Origin of the sequence: Metabacillus sp. YM-086 (assembly GCF_048059995.1) — a bacterium.
Taxonomy (GTDB): Bacteria; Bacillota; Bacilli; order Bacillales; family Bacillaceae; genus Metabacillus; species Metabacillus litoralis_B.
Genome location: NZ_JBLUOI010000005.1, coordinates 68,631 through 86,978 on the forward strand (window position 1 = coordinate 68,631; position 18,348 = coordinate 86,978).

Sequence of the window (18,348 nt, forward strand, 5' to 3'; positions counted from 1 at the left end):
TATATGAATGATTGTAGGCTGACAGCTGACATCTTATATCCGTCAGCCTTACATAAGTATTTTAAGTTATAAGAGAGGAAGAGCCATGAATACATCATTACCGATTTTACCAACAATAAGTACGTCCTTTATCGTGATTAGTGCGATTTTTGTAGCAATTGGTTGGTACCTAATTAAACAACGAAAAATTGAAGCACATATGAAGGTAATGTTTTTAGCAGCCATATCAGCTATCATTTTCTTTGTTATATATGCTTCCCGCACAATTTTTATCGGCAATACTGCTTTCGGTGGTCCAGATGAGTTAAAGATTTATTATACAATTTTTCTTATCTTCCATATAACATTAGCAACGGTTGGAGCTGTACTAGGTATTATTTCTTTAATTACTGGTTACAAAAAAAACTATGCGAAACATCGAAAACTTGGTCCGATAACAAGTATTGTTTGGTTTTTTACAGCCATTACGGGAGTTGCAGTTTATTTACTTTTATATGTTTTTTATCACGGTGGAGAAACAACGTCAGTCATTAAAGCAATCTTAGGGTTTTAAACATATTTTAAGGGTGGGTTAGAATAAAATGTTCTAAACCGCCTTTTTTTATTGTTTTGAAACAAGAAAAGTATTGCGAAGGTACCATATATGATAAGTGCTGTAATTCACTTAGGTATTTACTTCTTTTCATGATGTTAAAATCAATCAGAGGGGAGAGAATGGCTTGATTGAAATTTTAACAAACCGGTTAATGATTGTTCCTTGTTCACTTGATATTGCTAAATCATTAGTATTTCATAGAAAAGAATTAGATAAACGTTCACCCATTGAAATCCCAAAAAGCTGGCCATCTTCTTATGTACGAGGATTTTTACCTTTCTATATTGAAAGTTTAGAAAAGAAGGAAAAAGAATCTGAATGTGGATTGTGGATGATTATTATGTATGAAGATAAGAAAATTATTGGTGATATCTTAATGCAAGGAAACCCTTCTAAAGAAGGAAAAGTTCATCTTTGTTATCATGTTGAAGATAAGACATTAGATGAAACAATTGCATATGAAGCAGTTGATGCTTTTATTGATTGGCTAACGTATCAAATGTCTGTTAAGAAGGTTGTTATGGAGTGTGAAATGAATGAAAAACATTCGGTTAGACTATTTGAAAAGCTCGGTTTTATCTGCAAAGAAAAAGAAGGGCAGTTTTTAATGTGGGAAATTCAAAAAGATGAATAAACTTTAAGTTCTGCGTGAAATAGGCTTTCAAATGCTCTTTCTATTTCATCTATCTTAAAGGAGATTTTTATAAACTACATAATCATGGGGTAGTTTAGAGTCCTCTGTTATAATAAGTCCTAGATTCAGTTTGTTTTTTTAGAAAATGAAAAGACAAAGCCATTCATAAACTAAAAGAAAAGTTGATTACGAATAAAACAAAAAAGAAAGAGCACTGGCTCTTTCTTTTTATAATTTAAATTTAATTTTGATTAAACCTGCTTCTCTTGCTGAATTGTAAACTATTAAGATCATTGGTCCAATGAAAAATCCGAGTACACCAAATAATTTTAACCCTAAATACATGGAAATTAATGTGGCAAGAGGAGATAATCCAATATGAGTTCCCATAACTTTAGGTTCAATTGTTCTTCTAATAACTAAAAGGATTATCGTTAAAACACCGAGTTTTGCTGCTATTGCCATATCACCAGTAACTAAATGATATAGAGTCCATGGTCCCATAATAATAATGGATCCTATTAATGGGATTACATCAATGATCCAGATAATTAAAGACATAATTAGTGCAATTTCAGGTGCAATAAACAATAAACCAATTAAAGATGCAACAAAAATAATAATACTAACTAAAAATTGTGCTTTGATAAATCCCATCACAACGTATGTTAAGCGGGAAATCATGAAAGTCACTTTTTCAGCTGTTTTATCAGTTAAATAAGAGTATGCTTTTGTTTTTAATCGAGGTAACTCCAGCATAAATAAAAAAAGAGCAATTAAATAAACAATTAAATTTACTAAATAGTTTGGTATGTTTGTAAAAATTGTCTTTACATTCTCAATGTTTACATAGCTAGTTAGTTCTAATCTGGTTTTTTGTAAAAAGCTTGTTACTTGGTTACTAACCTCTTCAACAAAGATTGGTGGAAGATCTTGAGCAGTATTTGAAATATCATCTTCAAAGCTTTCCCAAACCTTTGTAATCTCATTTATATAGGATGGAGCATTATCTGCTATCTGAACAACCTCTCCAACTACCTTTGTGGTTAAGATATAACCACTAACACTTATGAGAATTAGAAATAACAAAAACACTATTAAAACTGATAAGTGTCTGTTTAATGTTCCTCTCCTCTGAAGCAATCGGATAGCTGGTTCAAGAAAAAGGGCAGTAATAAAAGCGACAATCAGTGGAACAGAAATTGGTAGAATGTAAAATAGGATAACACCTACAATAATAATTGATGCAATTGTTAAGAGAATTCTTTTGTTTAAAATAGTGGTCAAATTTGTGCCCCTTTCTAAGAAACATTTCTTATCTCATTATAGTACGAAACTCGGTGAAAACAAAGAATTTTCAATCGCTTTAAAGTTGCAATAAAACGTTTGAAAGTTTATTTTCAAGGTTTAAAAAATTGGTAGGAATGGGAGGAAATCTTTAGTCAAGATATCCATAGTTAAAGTTGTAGCTATAAAGTAAATGTTAATTCATGCAAAAATAAAAAAGCATGGACTAGTCCGGTGCTTTTTTATTTTTGCATGTTTATTTAAGCTTACTGAACCTTTTTTAGTTCTTCAGATAATCTTTTTAATAGACTTTTACTAGTATCGACTACAGCTGATGGAAATTCTTCTCCTTCTCCGTACTCAACACCGTGAGGATAGTAATGCTTTCCTAAAAGAGGAGTAATAAGCTTCATAACAGCATGACGTCCTCCAACATCTCCTTCAACAGCATAAGCAGGAACACGTAGATAGTAGATATCCCCTTTAGCTTCAATCTTACGATCGTAGGTAGCACGCTCATAATCCCATTGTCCTGCTCTTACTAACCCAAGATCGTCCATTATCTCATCTAAACGTGCAAGATCTATTGTAATTCCCTCTAAACCAGTGCCTTCCATTTTCATATGTAATTCCCTCCTAAAGCCTTTTCACGTTATTTATTATAGCTTAAAACAACACAAAAGTTAAAGTGAAACTTTATCTCATTCATAGTTAGTTGAACTTATTAAAAAAATATTATTGGAAAAAATATAGAAAAAAGGAGGTATATACATGAGTTTACAATTCACTCATCGTAATATTCTACTATTTATCATGATTTGTATTTTGTTATCTCCTCTTCAAGTGAGAGCAGAGGAAGTTAGTCACACAGTCAAAAAAGGGGAAACGCTATGGAGTATTGCTCAATCTTATCAGGTCGGATTATCAGAAATTCTTGCCTCGAACAACCATATAGATAATCCTCATTTAATTTTCCCAGGACAGAAGCTACATATTCCGCAATTAAACGAAATTAAATTAATAGAAAAACAAGTAATTACATTAACAAACCTAGAAAGGAAGTATGCTGGTCTCCCACCATTAAAGATCAATTGGGAGCTTTCCAGGGTTGCAAGATATAAATCAAAGGACATGAAAGAGTTAAACTATTTTAGCCATGATTCACCAACCTACGGCTCTCCATTTACGATGATTAATAACTTTAAAATTCCTTTTCGAACAGCAGCAGAAAACTTAGCAGCAGGTCAGAGAACCCCAAAAGAAGTAGTAAATGCATGGATGAACAGTCAGGGACATCGTGCTAATATACTTAAAAAGGAAGTTTCGGAGATCGGAGTAGGGTATGTTAATGGAGGTGAGTATGGCCACTATTGGACACAAATGTTTATTAGTCGATAAAGTATTATATAATTTATTTGTAACAACTTTCTTACTAATTATTTGATACAATTAAAGTTATCAAAAAGTTTTAACATTAAGTTTGCAGGGTAATAATGATAAGACAGTTTGGGGCTTCTAAAATATTAGTGCATACTTGTTCATTTAAAGTAGAAAGAGAATAACAAGTATGTTGTCTCATATAATGAAAGAAATGGGAGAAGCATAAGGAGGAGGTTTTTTCACTGCGTATACTGATTCGGAGTATTTTAATTTTTTGTATTATTTTTGTTAGCTATACGTTATTTTTTCATTATGGAAAATATACTCCAAAGGAACAACTTAAAGAAGAGAACGTTCAAATAGTAAATGAAGAATCTACGAATTCTAAAAAACAAGTTGCTGAAGGTGAAACTTTTCCAAATGAGGGGATATTGTCATTTATGGAGAAGTCATCTGAAGAAATCACTGCTATATTAGGTGAGCCTGACCGTATTGATCCCTCAGCTTATGATTATGATTGGTGGATTTACGAACAAGAAAACAATCAATATATTCAAGTGGGAGTTTTAAATCAAAGGGTCGTATCAGTTTATGGAATTGGAAAAGGATTAAACGCTAAACCGTTTGTGATTGGACAACCTATTCAAGAAGTCTTTAAAATACAACCTGTTTCATCTAGTTTATCACTAGAGTTTGAAGGTAATTCATATCGATTTGAATTTTCGGAGGAAGATATGAACACCAGACCAACAGTAAAAATAGGTGATGTGTTTGTGCAATTATATATTGATAAATTTGACGGGATTTTATCAAGCATTCGGGTGGTAGATGCTGAGACATTTATTAAACAACGCTCTTATGAGGTTACATACAGAGGTGAGCTCATTGAAGCAAAAGAAATAAGTGAAGATAAATGGGAAAAGATTGAAACTGGTGCTGAACAACAGATCTTGTCAATAACGAATATGTTAAGAGCAAGGCATGGTTTATCAGCTGTTCAGTGGCATGAAGATACGTCAAAGGTTGCTTTTTTACATAGTAAAGATATGAAAGAGAATGAGTATTTTTCACATGAATCGCCAACAGAAGGTACTCTTGTTAATCGTCTTGCTCAATTGGATATCAAGTATCAGATGGCAGGCGAAAACATAGCTGCTCAATATGTAGATGCTATTGCAGCAAGTGAGGGGTGGCTAAACAGTAAAGGTCATCGTGATACTATGCTTAATGAGGAATTTACACACTTAGGAGTTGGAGTAGACGGTCTTTATTATACACAGAATTTTATTACTACTTGGGATATAAACCAATAAACATAGTAACAAGCAAGACCCTTTCTCTTTATTGGAAAGGGTCTTGTTTAAATTAATTTACTTTACGATACGCTCTTCTTTCAGCATAGCTTATGCAAAGTGCGCATATAAAAATCTTTTGACCAATATCATTGAGATAATATAAACCTTTGTTATTCTTCTTATTACACATTCTACATTGCTTTTTTAAAAAGTACTTTTTCATCTCACTCACCCGCATTACGATCTATTAATGATAAAAAAACTTGCCGTACTATGTGCAATTAATGTACCGTCGTCACGAAAAACTTTTCCTTCCGTAACAACCGTTTTATTACCTTTATGAATCATCCCGGCAACACAAGACAGTTCCTTACCAACCCCTGGAGCCACATAATTAATTTTAATTTCGGTTGTAACCGCTGCTTTGTCAGGAGGTAGGATATGATGGACAAGTCCTCCCATAGCTGAGTCTAATAAAGTAGCGGTTATTCCGCCATGTACAATATTAAGTGCATTCTGAATAATTGGTGTGTTGGGAATTGTAAGTTTAAATTCATGTTCCTTGTACTCGCCTTCAGCATGGAGAAGTGCACCTATGTAGGAACCTTTTTCATGAAATTGCTTTTTCTTCAGTCCATTAAGTAGAAGTTCTAAAACATATTGATCCTCTTCATTTGCATTTTGTAAAACCTCTGAACTTAATTTTAATAATTCATCCTTTGTCATACTGTTACCCTCTCCTTTTTAGATAGTGATATTTTACCAAAAATTTCTTACATTTAGTTATTTTTCTAATAATAAATAGACTTGCTTTGTGTTATTTTTTCTAAATATGGGCGAACAGTCTAATGGTTTTTTAATAAGATATTATAGGCAAATGTATCAATGAGGTGAGAAAAATGACATCCAAAAAAACGCATCCATCTGTTCAACAGTTTAAGGAATTTGTTAAAAAACATCCCAAACTTGTTCAGGAAGTCCGAAAGGGTAATAAAGAGTGGCAGGAAGTGTTTGAAGATTGGTATTTACTTGGAGAAAATGATATTGTTTGGAAACAGTATAAAGGAGATCAGACAGAGGATTCTTCTGAAAAGGAAACAAAAAGTAAATCTGACTTTATGACACAAATATTTTCAGCTGTTAAGCAAATGGATATGGATACTGTAAACCATCATATTAACAACATGAGTAGTACTATTTCTACCATTCAAGGTCTTTTCGATCAGTTTGGTGGTTCAAAAGGTTCTAATCAAAAGTCTGCAACAGCAAGTCAGCATCCCTTTTCATTCAGAAAGGATTAGTGACTAAATCGTGACTCCGAATGGAGGAGAATGATGAGAAAAGAAGTTCAAGAATATCTATTTACAAATGATGAACGAAAAAAATTTGTACGTGAACAACCATATTGGTATAGGAAACTGTCAAGAAATCCTAATGATATAAACGAAATGGAAATTAGTATGATGAACTATTATCAAAAGACAATTCCTCATAAAGTTCAGCAATTTTCAAACTCGATACAAATGGCTTCGATGATGGTAGCGATGTTTCAATCTATGAGGCAACAAGATTAGAATGGTCATTTACACATACAGGCAAGGTAATTAGGTTATAATTGCCTGCCTGTTCCTTTTATCTCCTTACATAAAGAGACATCTGAAAAGTATTCATGAATTTCTACGCCTCTGTAAACACTAAGAAAAAGGAGGCAGATAGAATGAAGCGTTTTTTTTGTACCGTTTTATTATTAGGTATTGTCACTGGCTGTGTTGAAGATAAACCAAGACCAGAAGGAAACTTAGAGGTCGTACCTCTTCAAGTGGTAAACCATTCCTTCGAGGCAGTGGAAGTTATAAATCAACAGCGTAAAATGAATATATCTGTCAAACATCATATTAGAGATCAAGATGTTTATGTAGAATGTTATATTCCTTCATTTACCTTTAAAGAAAGAGGAGGGAATAAGGTAGACGGTGAGGGTCATTTACAGTTATCTGTTGACGGCAAGGTTGTAGATCATATTCAAACAGCTGCTTTTGTAATTAGAGGATTAGAAAAAGGAACCCACACATTTGAAATAGAGGTTGTTCATAATGATTCTACTAGCTATGAACTAAAAAAATCATGGAATGCTACTATTCAATAAATAAAGGATAATCATGTAAATTTTTTAGATTTCTCATTTGACGATATTCATGTTAGAATGAATATTGGAGGTGCATATACTCTATGTTTGCTACAATTGAGAGCACATTATTAGTAGATCAAGCTGAAGAACTTGCTAACTTGGTACTTCAATCAGAGATTGTTGTGGAGTATCGTCGTAGTTTCAATATATTAAAAAAAGATCAAGAAGCTCAACAACTAATTCAGGAGTTTACTAAAATTAAGGACCTATACGAAGATGTTCAACGTTTCGGTAAATATCATCCTGATTATCGTAAAATTACAAAAGATTTGCGAGATATTAAGCGTGAGGTAGATTTGAATGAAAGTATATCTAATTTTAAAAGAGCTGAGAATGAAGTACAATCTCTTCTAGATGAAATTAGTGTGCAAATCGGTCAAGCTGTTTCCATCCATGTTAAAGTTCCAACAGGTAACCCATTTTTTGAATCAAGTTGTGGCGGGGGATGCGGATCTGGTGGAAGTTGTGGGTGTAAGGTATCCTAAAACGAGTATTACTGCTCGTTTTCTTTTTTTGCTAAAATGTACAGACGATTAAAATAATACAGATTTAACTGATAATTTTTTAAAGATTTATCAAATTAGCTTATACAAATATTGTTTATGAAATGAAAATTTGCTAGACTTTTTATTGGAAATACAGATGTTACTAATGTCTTTTAGATAACCTGAGGGAGACCAGAGTATGTTTGAAAAGCGTCAAGGGATAGTTGTTTGGCTTCATACATTAAAACAATTAAAAATGCTTAGAAAATTTGGGAATGTTCATTATGTTTCAAAGAAATTAAAATACGTTGTCTTGTATTGTAATATGGATGTAACAGAGCAAACGATTCAAAAGCTCTCTTCCTACTCCTTTGTTAAACATGTTGAGCCCTCATACAAACCCTTTCTAAAGCTGGAATTTGAATCAAAAGTTGATAAAGCAAAAGAATATGATTACAAAATTGGCTTGTAGTTATTAAACTACATCCAAGAAAGGCTGACAATAGTGTCAGCCTTTTTCCATATGTTAAAAAGTAAGGTCGTGATCGTAGTGACTAGTTTTAAGTGTGAAGTATATGCTATTGAAGAGGAGGGATAAGATGGTTTAGTCTTAAAATCCCAATCAGATATTGGTAGTAAAGATCCGTTTCATTAAACATACTTGATGGTTTAACATCAAACGAAATAATATTCTTCTGCAATGTTTTAGCCAATTCATTAAATAAATCATATCGTTTGTTTTCTAATAGGTTCGGATTAGGTATCCCTTCCCTGCATATATATAAGGCTTGGAAATTTCCTGGATCAGTAGGTTTCATAATTACCACAACGGAAGTAACATCTTTGTCATTCAATTTTGTATGTAAAGCTAGTAAATGAGTCACTCGATGTTTATTAGCCATTGCTGTTTCAATTAACTCATAAATATCAGAATAACCCTCACCTAATTCAATAAAACGCTGTATCATTAAAAACTTCCCCCTGATAAAAATTTTAACAATATTTCATTTAACCGATCCAACTATACCATGTAAATTGTAAAAAGAGAAGTTTGACAATAGTATATAGATGTTTTCTTGAAAACATGGATGATCGTCGAGTGCTAATCCTAAATCCTTAGTCTAGTATTAAATTTCTAATAAAAAAAACCCTACAGAAATTAAACTGTAGGGTCCCTCAATACCTTTTATACTAAAAGGCTGAAGGCAAAGGGAGAGGAGAAACCGGAGGAAGAACTTATGGGGAAACGTAAGTCTTCTCCGCGGTTGGCAACAACATCAACGAATCGATGTTGTTACTAATCATTATCACCAAATGGTTAATGAGTATACATCATTATGTAATTTTTTCTTAACTTTTTATTCAACTGCAAATCAAATAGAGAAAATTTAAGTATAGGAAACAATATTCATTGAAGAAAATACTACTAATAAGTTTAGATATTGTAACAAACGGAAGGCCTATGGTAGGATTAAGTGAAAACTCTAATAAATCATGTTTTTATCTATATTTATATCATGTAAAATTAAAAAGTAGTGGTGAACGTAATGAGAGTAGTATCTGGAAACTATAAAGGGAGACAGCTTAAAGCTGTACCTGGAACAACAACAAGACCAACAACTGATAAAGTTAAGGAAGCTATTTTTAATATGGTTGGTCCATATTTTGATGGAGGCCTAGCGTTAGATTTATTTGCAGGTAGCGGAGGGTTAGGAATTGAAGCACTTAGTCGGGGAATTGAACGCTGTATCTTTGTTGATCGTGAGCCAAAGGCGATACAAACAATACATAAAAATTTAGAGATTTGTCAAGCTACCGAATTTGAGGTATATCGTAATGATGCAGAAAGAGCATTAAAGGCGATAATTAAAAGGGAGTTACGCTTTCAATTAATCTTATTAGATCCACCGTATAAGCAACAAAAATTGAAAGCGCTTTTAAAAATGATAAGTGAAAATGGCTTATTAGACAAAAACGGTTTTATTGTTACTGAGCATGGTGCTGACATAGTACTTACTAAAGAATTTGAGGAACTTGTTCAAGTTAAACAAGAAACCTATGGTACCAGTTCAATTACCATTTATAGTTATAAGGAAGCGATTGGGGAGGATGAATAAATGGGTAGAATTGCAGTATGTCCAGGTAGTTTTGATCCAATTACTTACGGACATTTAGACATTATCAAAAGAGGAGCAAAAGTATTTGAAGAGGTATATGTTTGTGTCTTAAATAATGCTTCAAAACAACCATTGTTTACAGTGGATGAACGATGTGAGCTTATCCGAGAAGTGACAAAAGAAATGCCGAATGTCATAGTAGAATCATATCGTGGTCTTCTTATTGATTATGCTCGAGAAAAAAATGCACAAGTAATTTTACGCGGCTTACGTGCAGTTTCAGATTTTGAATATGAAATGCAAATTACTTCCATGAACAGAGTATTAGATGAGAATATTGAAACATTCTTCATGATGACAAACAATCAATATTCCTTCCTAAGTTCAAGTATTGTAAAAGAAGTTGCAAAATATAAAGGAAATATTTCTGAATTGGTACCAAAGGCAGTAGAAAAGGCACTTAAAAGTAAATTTGTTAATGAATAAAAGGTGAGGGAGATCCTCACCTTTTTTAGATATTTTGGTTATTTGCTTTATGATAATTTCGTAAAAACGTTCCTTTTTCCATAAAGAATAATATATAGCAGTAAAGACGCTAATGTTATGATGGGGCCAGTATGGATAACTATTTCCCAATAGCTTTTAGCCCATTCAGGTCCATTTGTCATTAAGATAACAGGTAATTCACTTGTATCGTGAGCTTGTAGATTCAAGTACAATGGCTTGAACAACAAGTAAGCAATGAACGAAGAATAGATACCTTGTAGGATTCTAGCGATGAAAAATGGCTTAAATCTAATATCAGTGTCAGCTAAAATACTTGCAACTTGTGCCTGTATTGACAATCCTCCAAAAGCTAAAATAAAGCTTGCAATCATAACTTTATCTAAAAGGCTCGCATTGGTTTCACTCACTAACTGATTGCCTAAAGTAATTTCAAAGATGCCGGTAATAAGAGGGACGCTTAAATCAGTAGCTATGTGAAAAAATGCTAAAAATCCGGAGAAAATAAGACCAATTATCTCCGTAACAGAAATGATGGCTAAAATTTTATTGAATACCGAGAAAAGGATTATAAATCCGCCAATCATTAGTAATGTTTGGATTGATGATATGACGGCATCTCCAAGCATTTTTCCTAATGGCCTGGTTTCACTCACTCTTGTAGCATGCAGCTCCTTAAAAGCAATTGAAAGAGGTAAAAAGAAGGACTTCTTTTTCTTGGGTTGAATGGCTGAATCAGATCCTCCATAAAATCTCATTGTTAATCCAACACCTAAATTCCCTAAATAATGTGATGCAGCTAATAATATACCAAGTGAAGGATTGTCAAAAAAACCAACTGCAACGGCACCGAAAATAAATAAAGGGTTTGATGAACTTGTAAATGATACAAGTCGCTCTGCCTGAATTGTGGTTAGTTGTTTTTCCTGCCTCATTCTTGCCGTAAGCTTTGCCCCAGCTGGATTACCTGAAGCCATCCCCATTGCCCATACAAAACCACCTACACCTGGAACTCGAAAAATCGGTCTCATCAGTGGCTCTAAAAGAACTCCAATAAATTTGACAACACCAAAGCCAATAAGAAGTTCGGAAACAATAAAAAAAGGAAGAAGTGATGGAAAAACGACTTCCCACCAAATTGAAAGTCCCCTTGTTGATGCATCAAGAGACTCCTTAGGATTAAGAATAATGGCAACTGTTAAGCCGCTAATAAAAATAGCTAAGATAATTGTTTTAAGTTTTGAAAGACTCAAAATGTGACGCCTCCTAAATTAAACACACATGTATGAAAATAAGGATCATACAGCTTTTCCAAACAATTGTACAATCCTTACTAATTCAATATACGTGAATAGGTGGACATTTTAGACCATAAGAATGTCATAGGAGCATAAATAAACATCTTAGGTTCACACCATAGTATTTTCTCTAACAGAACTATAACTATAGTCACAAGACCCCGGTGCGTGCAGTATTAAATGTAGCAATTACTACTATTATTTCTCTAAACTTGATGGTAAATCTGTTGCGAAATATACTAATAAGTTAGTCATATATTTTATCTATTCCAGTGGAAAAGGAGGAACTCTCCTTGAAAAAAGAACCCAAAATCGGACTAGCGCTTGGTTCAGGAGGTGCAAGAGGATTTGCTCATTTAGGAGTATTAAAGGTTTTAAGAGAAAATGGTATACCAATCGATTTAATAGCCGGTAGCAGTATGGGAGCTGTCGTTGGAACCTTGTATGCAGCAGGAACGAGTATAGAACGACTTTATCAGTTTGCATTAGCGTTTAAGAGGAAATATTATTTAGATTATACCGTACCTAAAATGGGGTTTATCTCAGGAAATCGTGTAAAAGAGCTAATTCGGTTGTTTACACACCAAAAACACTTTCATCAATTAAATATTCCTGTTGCAGTTGTTGCAACTGATTTATATGATGGGAAAAAGGTTATATTTAAAGAAGGACCAGTTGCAGATGCGGTCCGTGCAAGTATTGCCATACCAGGAATATTTGTCCCTGAAAAGATAGATGGAAGGTTGTTAGTGGACGGTGGAGTGGTTGATCGGGTGCCCGTTTCGGTTGTAAAGGAGATGGGTGCTGATATCGTCATTGCTGTAGATGTGTCACATGTGAAAAAAAATGAAGACATTACATCTATTTTTGATGTTATACTCCAAAGCTTAGATATAATGCAGGATGAACTAGTTCATCACAGGGAGATAGCATCTGATGTGATGATAAGACCACATGTTGAGCAGTATAGTTCAAGAGCATTTACGAATATTAAAGAAATTATTGAGATTGGGGAAACAGAAGCTCAGAAACATGTAGAAAAAATTCAAGATCTTATCGTAAAGTGGAAGGAGACAAATTTTTAATGAAGAATAAATCACTGCTTAGATACAGTCTAATTTTTTTAATTATTATCCTTATCATATCCTTCATTAAACTTCCGTACTACATTACTCAACCCGGTATGGCATCGGAATTGGAGCCGATTATTAAGGTTGAAAATGGTGATGAAAATGAGAAAGGGAGTTTTTCCTTAACAACTGTCCGCTTCGGTAGGGCAAACCCTTTTACATATATATGGGCCAAGCTTCAAGACTACCATTATATTCATCCATTAGAAGATATTAAAAGAGAAGATGAAACAGATAAAGAGTATTTTAACAGACAATTACATATGATGGAGGTTTCACAAGAATCAGCCATAACAATTGCCTATCAAAAAGCAAATAAAAAGGTTGAGTATACATTTCATGGCATTTATGTTGATGGAATAATTAAGGAAATGCCTGCAGGAAGTATATTAGAAGTTGGAGATCGCATATACAAGGTAGATAATAAAGAATTTCAAACAGCTGAAGAATTTATAGAATATGTTAGTCAGAAAAAAGAAGGAGAAGAAGTAACAATTACTTTTGAGCGTGAAGGGAAGCAGGACCAAGCAACGCTGCCTTTAGGATCATTCCCTAATGATCCCGATAAAGTAGGGATTGGAATATCGTTAGTGACAGATCGACAATTAGATGTAGACCCTGATATTGAATTGAAAACTGAGGAAATTGGAGGGCCTTCAGCTGGTCTAATGATGTCGCTAGAAATATATAATCAATTAACAGAAGGTGATTTGACCAAAGGGTATGAAATAGCTGGGACAGGAACAATTAGTTCGACAGGGGAAGTAGGGCCTATTGGTGGTATTTCGCAGAAAATTGTCGCAGCAGATCGACAAGGAATTGACGTATTTTTTGCACCTAATGAAAAAGACAGCCCAACATCAAATTATAAACAAGCCATTGAAACAGGTGAAAACATTCAGACTAAGATGGAAATTATTCCGATAGACACCTTTGATGAAGCAGTAGAATATTTACAAAGCTTAAAGGAGAAAGGATGAATTTTGTCCTTTCTCTTTTTTATAAACATTAATAAACGCTCAGAGCGGAAAAAGAGGTCAACTTAGAATTTGAGATTACAAAAGGTTAAGTTTAAATAATTCTATAGCTATTATCTCACTCTAATAGGTGGAGTTGAGAACTCTTCTTTTAACCGCTTCGTGCGAATTGGTTCATCATAAATCATTTGATAGGCATGTGCAGCTTTAATATCCAAATCCAGCAATGGATGGTCAAAAGAAGTAACTTTAGATATTAGCGGCAGCATTAATTGTTTTTTTATATGACTTAAATAAGCCTGACCTTCTGTAGACATCCCTAGAAGTCTAACATATGGTGATGTTTGGCCTTCATTCATACATTTCATTTGTTCTTTTGTTGTGTTAGTTAATATATGAGTACATAGTCTTTGAAGTCTTGTCCATGTATAGCGTTTTGTTTTTAACGATTCCATAAACTCTTGGAAACTTAAAGCACTTTGAATGCATCTTTTTATTCTATGCTCTAATCCTTCTTCAACTTCGTAGATTGAACCAATTTCCTTGGTTGTCATCGTCATAATCCGATATTTTAATAATTGAAAATAAAGTTCCCAACGGTGTAAGTGATAATCTTTTTTGTTTTCTTGAAGGAGTTGTAAAGTGACTTCAGGTACATAACTTTGAATGTGATGATTTTCTGAAAATAATGCTTTACGAATACTAGTTGCACTTGCAATTGTAGGTGATCGAAACTGCTCATCATGATAACCTGCAGAGGTACGTTTTATTGTTAAAGGCTCTATGTTTGAATGCTGCTTAAGAATTGCGCGAACATAATAAAACCCTAAAATATTGTTAGGTAATGAAAGATCTAATAATTCTTTATCACCGTTCAAATTCTTGTATGCCAGAGTTAATGCATTCGGATAACTAACCCCAGTTTTTACATAATGTTGGATTAAGTCTTCATATTCTGCCTTTGATTGTTCTAGAAAATGATTTGTGGAAATAAAAGGATTGATATCTCCTAATTCACTGCCGAAGCATAAATGATCACAACCTAAAGCATCAAGAATAGATACAGCACCACTAGCAAATGTTTCTGCCTTTTGCGTTGCAAATGCGTAAGGTAATTCTACAACAAGATCAACACCACAATATAAGGCCATTTTTGTACGAGTCCATTTTGATACAATTGCTGGTTCTCCCCTTTGTAGGAAATGACCACTCATTACAGCAATTACAACAGAAGCATTTGACTTTTTAATCGATTCTCTCAAGTGATATAAATGACCATTATGAAATGGATTATATTCAACAACTAGACCTACTACACTCATGTAATCACCACTCTTATTCATTCTATTATTTTCCTATGGGTAATTTTTATAATATTATAGGGTATAAAGAACAATCTATAAACCTTTGGAAGGAAATTATCATCTAAGATAGTCAATAAATCTTACCTATTATTAACGATTTCAGAGTAAGCAATATAATTAAAGGTGAAAATATATAATAAATAATCCTTTAAAAACGAAAAGTAAGCTTGTTATTACAACCCAAAATTTAAATAGGGTATCAACATTATTAAGATGGTTTTGTTTTGAAAATAAAGGTTTATCATGTATACTTACACTGTAAAGAAAAAATATTGACAAATATAATTGCGAAGGCTATAATTACCTTTGTTGCCTTGAGGTGATACGATTTGAAATGGACAATTAGTCAACTACATCAATTACAAAGCAAGGGATTAAAATTTGATGAAGAAATTGATTTAAGCGATTGGATCAAAAGTCAATCTGACATTCGTGATATTTCGCCAGTAAATGTTAAAGGAAGAGCCGATATAAGCTCGACTAAAGTAACATTCCATCTGTCAATTTCAGGTTCAATGGTTTTACCTTGTTCACGAACATTAGTGGATGTTCCGTATCCATTTTTAATTGATACAACGGAAACATTTTTATTAAAACCCGCAGACTATGAAACGTCAGAGGATTTCTATTTACCGGAGGGTGAAATCGTTGATTTAACTCCTTTAATAAAAGAAATTCTTCTTGTAGAAATTCCGATGCAGGTATTCTGTGATGATGTAAGAAATGAAGAAGGGGCAGCTCCACAATCTGGTAGAGACTGGGAAGTTATTTCTGAGGAAGATCAACAAAACAAGGTTGATCCAAGATTGGCTGGACTAGCTAAATTCTTCGAAAATGAAGAAAGCTAATGATTTTTTGTATAGCTTAAAAAGCAATTGAGCCGATGCGTTTGTATCGGTTTCACAAATGCGTAATGCTCTTTAAGGAGGTGGGAATAATGGCTGTACCTTTTAGAAGAACTTCTAAAACGAGAAAACGACTACGTCGTACACATTTTAAATTACAAGTACCTGGTATGGTAGAATGCCCAAACTGCGGTGAAAGCAAACTTGCTCACCGTGTATGTAAAGCATGTGGAACATACAAAGGAAAAGACGTTGTAAGCAAATAATAATTTGTTTCAACGAGGCGTAAGGACATAGTTCCTTACGCCTTTTATTTTTCTATAGATTTTCCCTCACTTCATATTTTCACTTACCCCCTGAGATTTTTCCGTTTCTTTACGTAGTAGTTAATTCAGTTATTGAGTATAAGTGCATAAAACCTTTATGTTTCCTTTCAGACCGCTAGTCGTCGAGCTTTTAATAAAGAAACAACTTTTTGTTGTGTTGCATTTAAAAATTTTATCTAATAGATAATAAGGGACCTAAAGCAACAAAGAGTATTTTTCCTGAGTTTAAATTTTTAGATGGGAGGGTATGGAAGAATGAGTAAGTTAATTGTAAGTGAATTTGAGGATGGATTGGTTGAATTGCGCCTAAACCGACCAATTAAGCATAATGCAATTGATTACGGAATCATGGATGAAATAAAGAGATATTTACAGTCACTTAAAGCAAAAAAGAACTTAAGAGCGCTAATAGTAACAGGAGAAGGGGATAAAGCTTTCTGCTCCGGTGGTGATGTTAAGGCTTTTCAGCATCTTAAAACAAGGGATGAAGCATATTTTATGCTATCTAAAATGGGGGATGTTCTTTATGAACTCATGACTTTTCCTTTACCTACATTCGCTTTAATAAATGGAATTGCTTTAGGTGGAGGGTGTGAAATTGCAACTGCGTGTGATATTCGAATTGCGAGGAAAGGTGCTACTCTTGGCTTTATACAAGGTCAATTATCTATTACTACAGGTTGGGGTGGTGCAACACTGTTATATGAAAAGCTATCATACGAGCAGGCAATTTCCTTTTTATATTCAGCAAAAAAAATATCAGCAAACGATGCAGAACATATGGGGTTTATACAAAAGACTGTTTCTGATGAAAATTATAAAGAATTAGGCTATTCATTTATTAAAGAATCACTAGTTAATGACCCAAATGTTTTGAGAGCTTACAAAGCAGTGAAGGTTAGTCAATGGGAACAATCGAATTTATATTCTCGTATGATGTCAGAGATTAATCGTTGTGCAGAGCTCTGGTCTTCTGAGGAGCATCATCAGGCAGTATCTTCCTTTCTTACAAGAAAAGAGAAGAGCTAATAAATCTCATACTCATAACTGTTACATACAATTTCTACCATATTAAGTATGGTGGTCTAGTTAATTGTGTCATTCATACTTATTAAGCATCTTCATTCCCCGTCCTAGTACACCTTTTTTCTAACGTAATAGAGTGTATTTAGTCTATCTACTCTACTAGCTGCATATGTATAGAAAAAAAGTGACTATTGGAGGGAATTTAAATGACAACTACGCGTCAAGATGCATGGACACATGATGAGGATTTATTATTAGCAGAAGTGGTATTAAGGCATATTCGAGAAGGGGCAACACAGCTCGCTGCGTTTGAGGAAGTAGGTCGTAAATTATCTCGTACAGCGGCAGCTTGTGGATTTAGATGGAACTCTCATGTTCGTAAACAGTATAAAACAGGAATCGAGGTTGCAAAAAAACAAAGAAAAGAGTTGCGAACTCTTAATTCACAGGAAAAAGTAGATGAGCAAAAGGAAGTTCATGTAAAAGAGCCTGCTTCAGAGGTGGAACATACAGAATCTACACAACCCACTCAATTATCTCAACCAACTCAATCAAACCAACCTAGTTCTAATTCGAAAAATGCTATTAAGGACCTTATTTCGTTCCTTCAGCAGTATGAAGACGCTCCTTCCATAAAGGAGGTCCAAGAAGAAAATCAGCAATTGAGAAATAAAATTCAAGAATTACAAAATGAAGTTGAAAAGCTGCAAGATGAAAAGCAGTCTTTAACAAATCATTTACAGGTTGTCGAAGAAGACTACCGCGCGTTAATTGAAATAATGGATCGTGCAAGAAAAATGGTTATTTTACAAGAGGATGAAAGAAGTAGGAAAGTTAAATTCCAAATGGATAAAAATGGAAATCTAGAAAGAGTGGAAAAGTAAAAAAAGTTCACTT

At 33.6% G+C, this 18,348-nt stretch carries 23 protein-coding genes; 17 read left to right on the forward strand and 6 right to left on the reverse strand.

Features of this window, described 5'->3' with window-relative positions; translation table 11 throughout:
• The first annotated feature begins 85 nt into the window (after positions 1–85).
• Together ACEWK1_RS03685 and ACEWK1_RS03690 are read left to right on the forward strand one after the other, a co-directional pair.
• Positions 86–553, forward strand: a complete 468-nt coding sequence (locus tag ACEWK1_RS03685; protein ID WP_121661293.1) for a DUF420 domain-containing protein — start codon at positions 86–88, stop codon at positions 551–553.
• Between the two features lie 166 nt (positions 554–719).
• Positions 720–1,229 (forward strand): GNAT family N-acetyltransferase, encoded by a 510-nt coding sequence (locus ACEWK1_RS03690; protein WP_162987285.1) that lies wholly within the window; start codon positions 720–722, stop codon positions 1,227–1,229.
• 228 nt (positions 1,230–1,457) lie between these two features.
• Here the strand turns inward: ACEWK1_RS03690 and ytvI are convergent, their stop codons facing one another.
• Positions 1,458–2,516, reverse strand: a complete 1,059-nt coding sequence (gene ytvI / locus ACEWK1_RS03695) for a sporulation integral membrane protein YtvI (RefSeq protein WP_121661295.1) — start codon at positions 2,514–2,516, stop codon at positions 1,458–1,460.
• 266 nt (positions 2,517–2,782) lie between these two features.
• A complete protein-coding gene (locus ACEWK1_RS03700) occupies positions 2,783–3,139 on the reverse strand; it encodes a YugN family protein (protein WP_212134429.1) in 357 nt (118 codons plus the stop codon).
• Positions 3,140–3,287: 148 nt separating this feature from the next.
• On the opposite strand from ACEWK1_RS03700, the gene ACEWK1_RS03705 reads away from it, so the two are divergent.
• Entirely contained in the window at positions 3,288–3,914 is a 627-nt protein-coding gene (locus ACEWK1_RS03705; protein ID WP_396653750.1) for a CAP domain-containing protein, read from the forward strand.
• A 224-nt stretch (positions 3,915–4,138) separates the two neighbouring features.
• Positions 4,139–5,209, forward strand: a complete 1,071-nt coding sequence (locus ACEWK1_RS03710; protein WP_212135131.1) for a CAP domain-containing protein — start codon at positions 4,139–4,141, stop codon at positions 5,207–5,209.
• 219 nt (positions 5,210–5,428) lie between these two features.
• Here the strand turns inward: ACEWK1_RS03710 and ACEWK1_RS03715 are convergent, their stop codons facing one another.
• Positions 5,429–5,917, reverse strand: a complete 489-nt coding sequence (locus ACEWK1_RS03715) for a PaaI family thioesterase (protein WP_121661298.1) — start codon at positions 5,915–5,917, stop codon at positions 5,429–5,431.
• A 173-nt stretch (positions 5,918–6,090) separates the two neighbouring features.
• Between ACEWK1_RS03715 and ACEWK1_RS03720 the strand changes: the two genes are divergently transcribed.
• The 5 genes from ACEWK1_RS03720 (at position 6,091) to ACEWK1_RS03740 (ending at position 8,336) form a co-directional block, all read left to right on the forward strand.
• On the forward strand, positions 6,091–6,492 hold the full coding sequence (locus ACEWK1_RS03720) for a YlbD family protein (RefSeq protein ID WP_212134431.1): 402 nt from the start codon (positions 6,091–6,093) through the stop codon (positions 6,490–6,492).
• Positions 6,493–6,525: 33 nt separating this feature from the next.
• Positions 6,526–6,765 carry a YlbE-like family protein gene (locus ACEWK1_RS03725; RefSeq protein WP_121661300.1) on the forward strand — a complete coding sequence of 80 codons (240 nt, stop codon included), beginning with the start codon at positions 6,526–6,528 and terminating at the stop codon, positions 6,763–6,765.
• A gap of 143 nt (positions 6,766–6,908) precedes the next feature.
• Positions 6,909–7,337, forward strand: coding sequence for a hypothetical protein (locus ACEWK1_RS03730; RefSeq protein ID WP_212134432.1), 429 nt, complete (start codon positions 6,909–6,911; stop codon positions 7,335–7,337).
• Between the two features lie 83 nt (positions 7,338–7,420).
• The gene (locus ACEWK1_RS03735) at positions 7,421–7,864 is read left to right on the forward strand and encodes a YlbF family regulator (RefSeq protein ID WP_121661302.1); all 444 of its coding nucleotides are present in this window, start codon (positions 7,421–7,423) and stop codon (positions 7,862–7,864) included.
• Positions 7,865–8,063: 199 nt separating this feature from the next.
• The gene (locus ACEWK1_RS03740; RefSeq protein WP_121661303.1) at positions 8,064–8,336 is read left to right on the forward strand and encodes a YlbG family protein; all 273 of its coding nucleotides are present in this window, start codon (positions 8,064–8,066) and stop codon (positions 8,334–8,336) included.
• A 106-nt stretch (positions 8,337–8,442) separates the two neighbouring features.
• Here ACEWK1_RS03740 and ACEWK1_RS03745 read toward each other — a convergent pair whose 3' ends face one another.
• Positions 8,443–8,832 (reverse strand): DUF7147 family protein, encoded by a 390-nt coding sequence (locus ACEWK1_RS03745; RefSeq protein WP_121661304.1) that lies wholly within the window; start codon positions 8,830–8,832, stop codon positions 8,443–8,445.
• 579 nt (positions 8,833–9,411) lie between these two features.
• Between ACEWK1_RS03745 and rsmD the strand changes: the two genes are divergently transcribed.
• Positions 9,412–9,981: a 16S rRNA (guanine(966)-N(2))-methyltransferase RsmD gene (gene rsmD / locus ACEWK1_RS03750; RefSeq protein ID WP_121661305.1), complete on the forward strand. Its 570-nt coding sequence runs from the start codon at positions 9,412–9,414 to the stop codon at positions 9,979–9,981.
• Positions 9,982–10,467: a pantetheine-phosphate adenylyltransferase gene (coaD, locus tag ACEWK1_RS03755; RefSeq protein ID WP_121661306.1), complete on the forward strand. Its 486-nt coding sequence runs from the start codon at positions 9,982–9,984 to the stop codon at positions 10,465–10,467. It begins immediately after the preceding gene.
• A gap of 47 nt (positions 10,468–10,514) precedes the next feature.
• Here the strand turns inward: coaD and ylbJ are convergent, their stop codons facing one another.
• Positions 10,515–11,738 (reverse strand): sporulation integral membrane protein YlbJ, encoded by a 1,224-nt coding sequence (gene ylbJ, locus ACEWK1_RS03760; RefSeq protein ID WP_212134434.1) that lies wholly within the window; start codon positions 11,736–11,738, stop codon positions 10,515–10,517.
• 338 nt (positions 11,739–12,076) lie between these two features.
• On the opposite strand from ylbJ, the gene ACEWK1_RS03765 reads away from it, so the two are divergent.
• Together ACEWK1_RS03765 and ACEWK1_RS03770 are read left to right on the forward strand one after the other, a co-directional pair.
• The gene (locus ACEWK1_RS03765) at positions 12,077–12,868 is read left to right on the forward strand and encodes a patatin-like phospholipase family protein (RefSeq protein WP_121661308.1); all 792 of its coding nucleotides are present in this window, start codon (positions 12,077–12,079) and stop codon (positions 12,866–12,868) included.
• A complete protein-coding gene (locus ACEWK1_RS03770; protein ID WP_212134436.1) occupies positions 12,868–13,893 on the forward strand; it encodes a SepM family pheromone-processing serine protease in 1,026 nt (341 codons plus the stop codon). The genes ACEWK1_RS03765 and ACEWK1_RS03770 overlap by 1 nt, the downstream gene beginning before the upstream one ends.
• A 110-nt stretch (positions 13,894–14,003) precedes the next feature.
• Here the strand turns inward: ACEWK1_RS03770 and ACEWK1_RS03775 are convergent, their stop codons facing one another.
• Positions 14,004–15,212, reverse strand: a complete 1,209-nt coding sequence (locus ACEWK1_RS03775) for a nucleotidyltransferase (RefSeq protein ID WP_121664928.1) — start codon at positions 15,210–15,212, stop codon at positions 14,004–14,006.
• Positions 15,213–15,583: 371 nt separating this feature from the next.
• On the opposite strand from ACEWK1_RS03775, the gene ACEWK1_RS03780 reads away from it, so the two are divergent.
• The 4 genes from ACEWK1_RS03780 (at position 15,584) to ACEWK1_RS03795 (ending at position 18,335) form a co-directional block, all read left to right on the forward strand.
• Entirely contained in the window at positions 15,584–16,102 is a 519-nt protein-coding gene (locus ACEWK1_RS03780; protein WP_121661310.1) for a YceD family protein, read from the forward strand.
• An 89-nt stretch (positions 16,103–16,191) separates the two neighbouring features.
• Positions 16,192–16,365 (forward strand): 50S ribosomal protein L32, encoded by a 174-nt coding sequence (rpmF, locus tag ACEWK1_RS03785; RefSeq protein ID WP_026560479.1) that lies wholly within the window; start codon positions 16,192–16,194, stop codon positions 16,363–16,365.
• A gap of 315 nt (positions 16,366–16,680) precedes the next feature.
• Positions 16,681–17,454: an enoyl-CoA hydratase/isomerase family protein gene (locus ACEWK1_RS03790; RefSeq protein ID WP_212134438.1), complete on the forward strand. Its 774-nt coding sequence runs from the start codon at positions 16,681–16,683 to the stop codon at positions 17,452–17,454.
• 203 nt (positions 17,455–17,657) lie between these two features.
• Entirely contained in the window at positions 17,658–18,335 is a 678-nt protein-coding gene (locus ACEWK1_RS03795) for an RsfA family transcriptional regulator (RefSeq protein WP_212134440.1), read from the forward strand.
• The last annotated feature ends 13 nt before the right edge of the window (positions 18,336–18,348 follow it).